Raw genomic sequence first — 3,131 nt, 5'->3', positions numbered from 1 at the left:
GCGGGGCAAACCGCGCGGGGCAGGACGATGAAGGACATGCATTCCGGAGAGCCGCTGATCCATCCCGACGTGCGGATCGTGAATTCGAGCCTCGGCCGCTTCACCGAGGTGGGGCAGGGAACCGTCCTCCTGAATTCCGAGCTCGGCGACTATTCCTACACCACGCGCTACTGCGACCTCGCCAACACGCGGGTCGGCAAGTTCTCCAACATCGCCGCCTTCGTGCGGATCGGGCCCACCGATCATCCGCTCGACCGGGCGAGCCTGCATCACTTCATGTACCGCTCTGCCGACTACTGGCCCGACGCCGGGCACGACGAGGCCTTCTTCGCCCACCGCGCGGGCCGGCGCACCGAGATCGGCCACGACACCTGGATCGGTCACGGCGCCATCGTGAAGCCCGAGGTGACGGTCGGCCACGGCGCGGTCGTCGGGGCGGGGGCCGTCGTCACGAAGGACGTCGCGCCCTACACGATCGTCGCGGGCTGCCCCGCGAAACCGCTCCGCCCGCGCCAGCCGCCCGGCATCGCCGAGCGGCTGATCGCGCTCGGCTGGTGGGACTGGGACCACGGGCGGCTCCGCGACGCGCTCGGAGATTTCCGCACGCTGACGGCCGAGGCCTTTCTCGAGAAACACGGCGGCTAGGAGAGGCTTGACCTTGCCCGCGGCGCTTGCCATCCCGCTGGCCATGCGCCTGTTGCTGCTCCTCCTCGCCGCCCTCGGCCTCGCGCTCCTCGGCGCCGCCGTCTGGTTCCGCCTCGCGCCCATGCCGCCGCAGGTCTGGCACGTCGATCCCGCCGGGGTCACGCCGCCCGGAACGCCGAATTTCGAGCTTCGGGCCGGCGACGGGGCCCCGCGCATCCCGCGCGACATGGCGACCGTGGCCGCCCGGCTCGCGGCCGTCGCCGAGGCCGATGGCGGCCGGCTGATCGCCGGCGACCTCGCCCTCGGGCACGCGACATACGTGGTGCGCTCGCGCCTCATGGGGTTCCCGGACGCCGTGTCGATCCGCCTCCATCCCGAGGGCGAGGCCACGCGGGTCGAGATCTTCTCGCGCTCGCGCTTCGGACATTCCGATCTGGGCGTGAACGCGGCGCGCGTCGCCCGCTGGATCGACGCGACCACCCCCTGAGCGGCCCTTGACCCGGAGCCCGAGGCCCGGCACATCGCGCGGATGCTGCCCCAGGACCGCCTCCGCCAGATCAGGGAGCGCTTCGAGTATCTCGAGGCGCGGCTGAACGCGGGCGCCGCGCCCGTCGCCATCGCCGCCATCGCGCGGGAATATTCCGAGCTGAAGCCCGTCGTCAGCCGCATCGCCGAGCACGAGAGCCTGCGCGCGCAGCTCGCGGAGGCCGAGGCGCTGGCGTCCGACCCCGAGATGCGCGCGCTCGCCGAGGAGGAGATCGCCCGCCTCCGCCGCGCGCTCCCCGAGGCCGAGCAGGCGCTGCGCCTGGCGCTCCTGCCGAAGGACGAGGCCGATGCGCGCCCCGCCATGCTCGAGATCCGCCCCGGCACCGGCGGCGAGGAGGCGGCGCTCTTCGCGGGCGACCTCCTGCGCATGTACACCCGCTACGCCGAGGCGCGCGGCTGGAGCGTCGAGATCGTCGACCTGCAGGAGAGCGAGCTCGGCGGCATCCGCGAGGTCACGGCGCGCATCGCGGGCGAGGGGGTCTTCGCGCGGCTGAAGTTCGAGAGCGGCGTCCACCGCGTGCAGCGCGTCCCCGAGACCGAATCGGGCGGGCGCATCCACACCTCGGCGGCCACCGTCGCCGTCCTGCCCGAGGCCGAGGCCGTCGACATCGACATTCCCGCCGCCGACATCCGCATCGACACGATGCGCTCCTCCGGCGCGGGCGGGCAGCACGTGAACACGACCGACAGCGCGGTCCGCATCACGCACCTGCCGACCGGGATCGTCGTGACCTCGTCGGAGAAGTCGCAGCACCGCAACCGCGAGATCGCGATGAGCGTCCTGCGCGCGCGCCTCTACGATCTCGAGCGGCAGCGGGCCGACGCCGAACGCGCCGCGAGCCGCCGCTCGCAGGTCGGCACCGGCGACCGGACCGAACGCATCCGCACCTACAACTTCCCGCAGGGCCGCGTCACCGACCACCGCATCAACCTCACGCTCTACCGCCTGCCGGAGGTGCTTCAGGGCGACCTCGACGAGGTGATCGACGCGCTGACCGCCGAGGCGCAGGCCCGCGCGCTGGCCGAGATGGAGGACTAGGCCCCGTGTCGGGCGGCCCGACGGTCGCGGCCTGGCTGCGGGAGGCCACGGCCCGCCTCGCGCCGCTGGTCGGCCCGGAGGAGGCGCGGCGCGACCTGCGCCTCCTCCTCGCCGACGCGACGGGATGGAGCGCCGCGCGCCTCGCGGCCTCGGGGCCCGACCCGCTGCCGGCGGAGGCCCTTGCCCGCGCCGACAGCCATCTCGCGCGGCGCATGGCGCGCGAGCCCGTGTCGCAAATCCTCGGGCGCTGGCACTTCTTCGGGCGCGACTTCCGCGTGACGCGCGACGTGCTCACGCCGCGGCCCGACACCGAGGCGCTGGTCGCCCGCGCGCTGGCCGAGCCCTTCCTGCGCGTGGCCGACCTCGGCACCGGCTCGGGCATCCTCGCGGTGACGCTTCTGGCGGAGCGGCCCGAAGCCACCGGCCTCGCCACCGACATCTCGCAGGCGGCCCTCGCGATCGCGCGGGAGAACGCGGACCGCCACGGGGTCGCCGACCGGCTGGCATTCGCGCGGGGCGACTGGTGGGCGGCGGTGCCCGAAGGCGCGCGCTTCGACCTCATCGTGTCGAACCCGCCCTACATCGCCGAAGCTGAGCTCGCGACGCTCGCCCCCGAGGTCGCCGGGCACGAGCCGCGCCTCGCCCTGACGCCCGGGGGCGACGGGCTGTCGGCCTACGCGGCGATCCTCGCGGGGGCGATGCGCCATCTCGCGCCGGGCGGGCGCCTCGCCGTCGAGATCGGGGCGGGGCAGGGGGCGGCCGTCTCGGCGCTTTTCTCGGCGGCGGGGCTTGAAGCCGTCGGCATCGACCCCGATCTGACCGGAAGGGAGCGCGTCGTCCACGGACGGCGCGGCGCGGATGCGCCCTAGGGGGCGGCGCGGCGCGGATGCGCCCCTCTGAG

General features: G+C 74.4%; 4 protein-coding genes. All 4 read left to right on the top strand.

Features of this window, described 5'->3' with window-relative positions:
- The first annotated feature begins 27 nt into the window (after positions 1-27).
- Genes ACTS11_RS21010 through prmC form a run of 4 tightly spaced genes read left to right on the top strand, consistent with a single transcriptional unit; the run spans position 28 to position 3,099 of the window.
- Positions 28-645 (top strand): chloramphenicol acetyltransferase, encoded by a 618-nt coding sequence (locus ACTS11_RS21010; RefSeq protein ID WP_442642227.1) that lies wholly within the window; start codon positions 28-30, stop codon positions 643-645.
- Between the two features lie 13 nt (positions 646-658).
- The gene (locus ACTS11_RS21005) at positions 659-1,132 is read left to right on the top strand and encodes a DUF1499 domain-containing protein (RefSeq protein WP_442642226.1); all 474 of its coding nucleotides are present in this window, start codon (positions 659-661) and stop codon (positions 1,130-1,132) included.
- Between the two features lie 42 nt (positions 1,133-1,174).
- Positions 1,175-2,230: a peptide chain release factor 1 gene (gene prfA / locus ACTS11_RS21000; RefSeq protein WP_442642225.1), complete on the top strand. Its 1,056-nt coding sequence runs from the start codon at positions 1,175-1,177 to the stop codon at positions 2,228-2,230.
- A 5-nt stretch (positions 2,231-2,235) separates the two neighbouring features.
- Positions 2,236-3,099: a peptide chain release factor N(5)-glutamine methyltransferase gene (prmC, locus tag ACTS11_RS20995; RefSeq protein WP_442642224.1), complete on the top strand. Its 864-nt coding sequence runs from the start codon at positions 2,236-2,238 to the stop codon at positions 3,097-3,099.
- Positions 3,100-3,131: the final 32 nt, after the last annotated feature.

The organism is Roseicyclus sp., from assembly GCF_052168335.1.
Taxonomy (GTDB): domain Bacteria; phylum Pseudomonadota; class Alphaproteobacteria; order Rhodobacterales; family Rhodobacteraceae; genus Roseibacterium.
This window is presented reverse-complemented; position numbering and strand designations above follow the sequence as displayed.

Coding starts and splice junctions, on each gene's coding strand:
- prfA (WP_442642225.1), top strand. CDS start 1,175: ATGCTGCCCCAGGACCGCCTCCGCCAGATCAGGGAGCGCTTCGAGTAT.
- ACTS11_RS21010 (WP_442642227.1), top strand. CDS start 28: ATGAAGGACATGCATTCCGGAGAGCCGCTGATCCATCCCGACGTGCGG.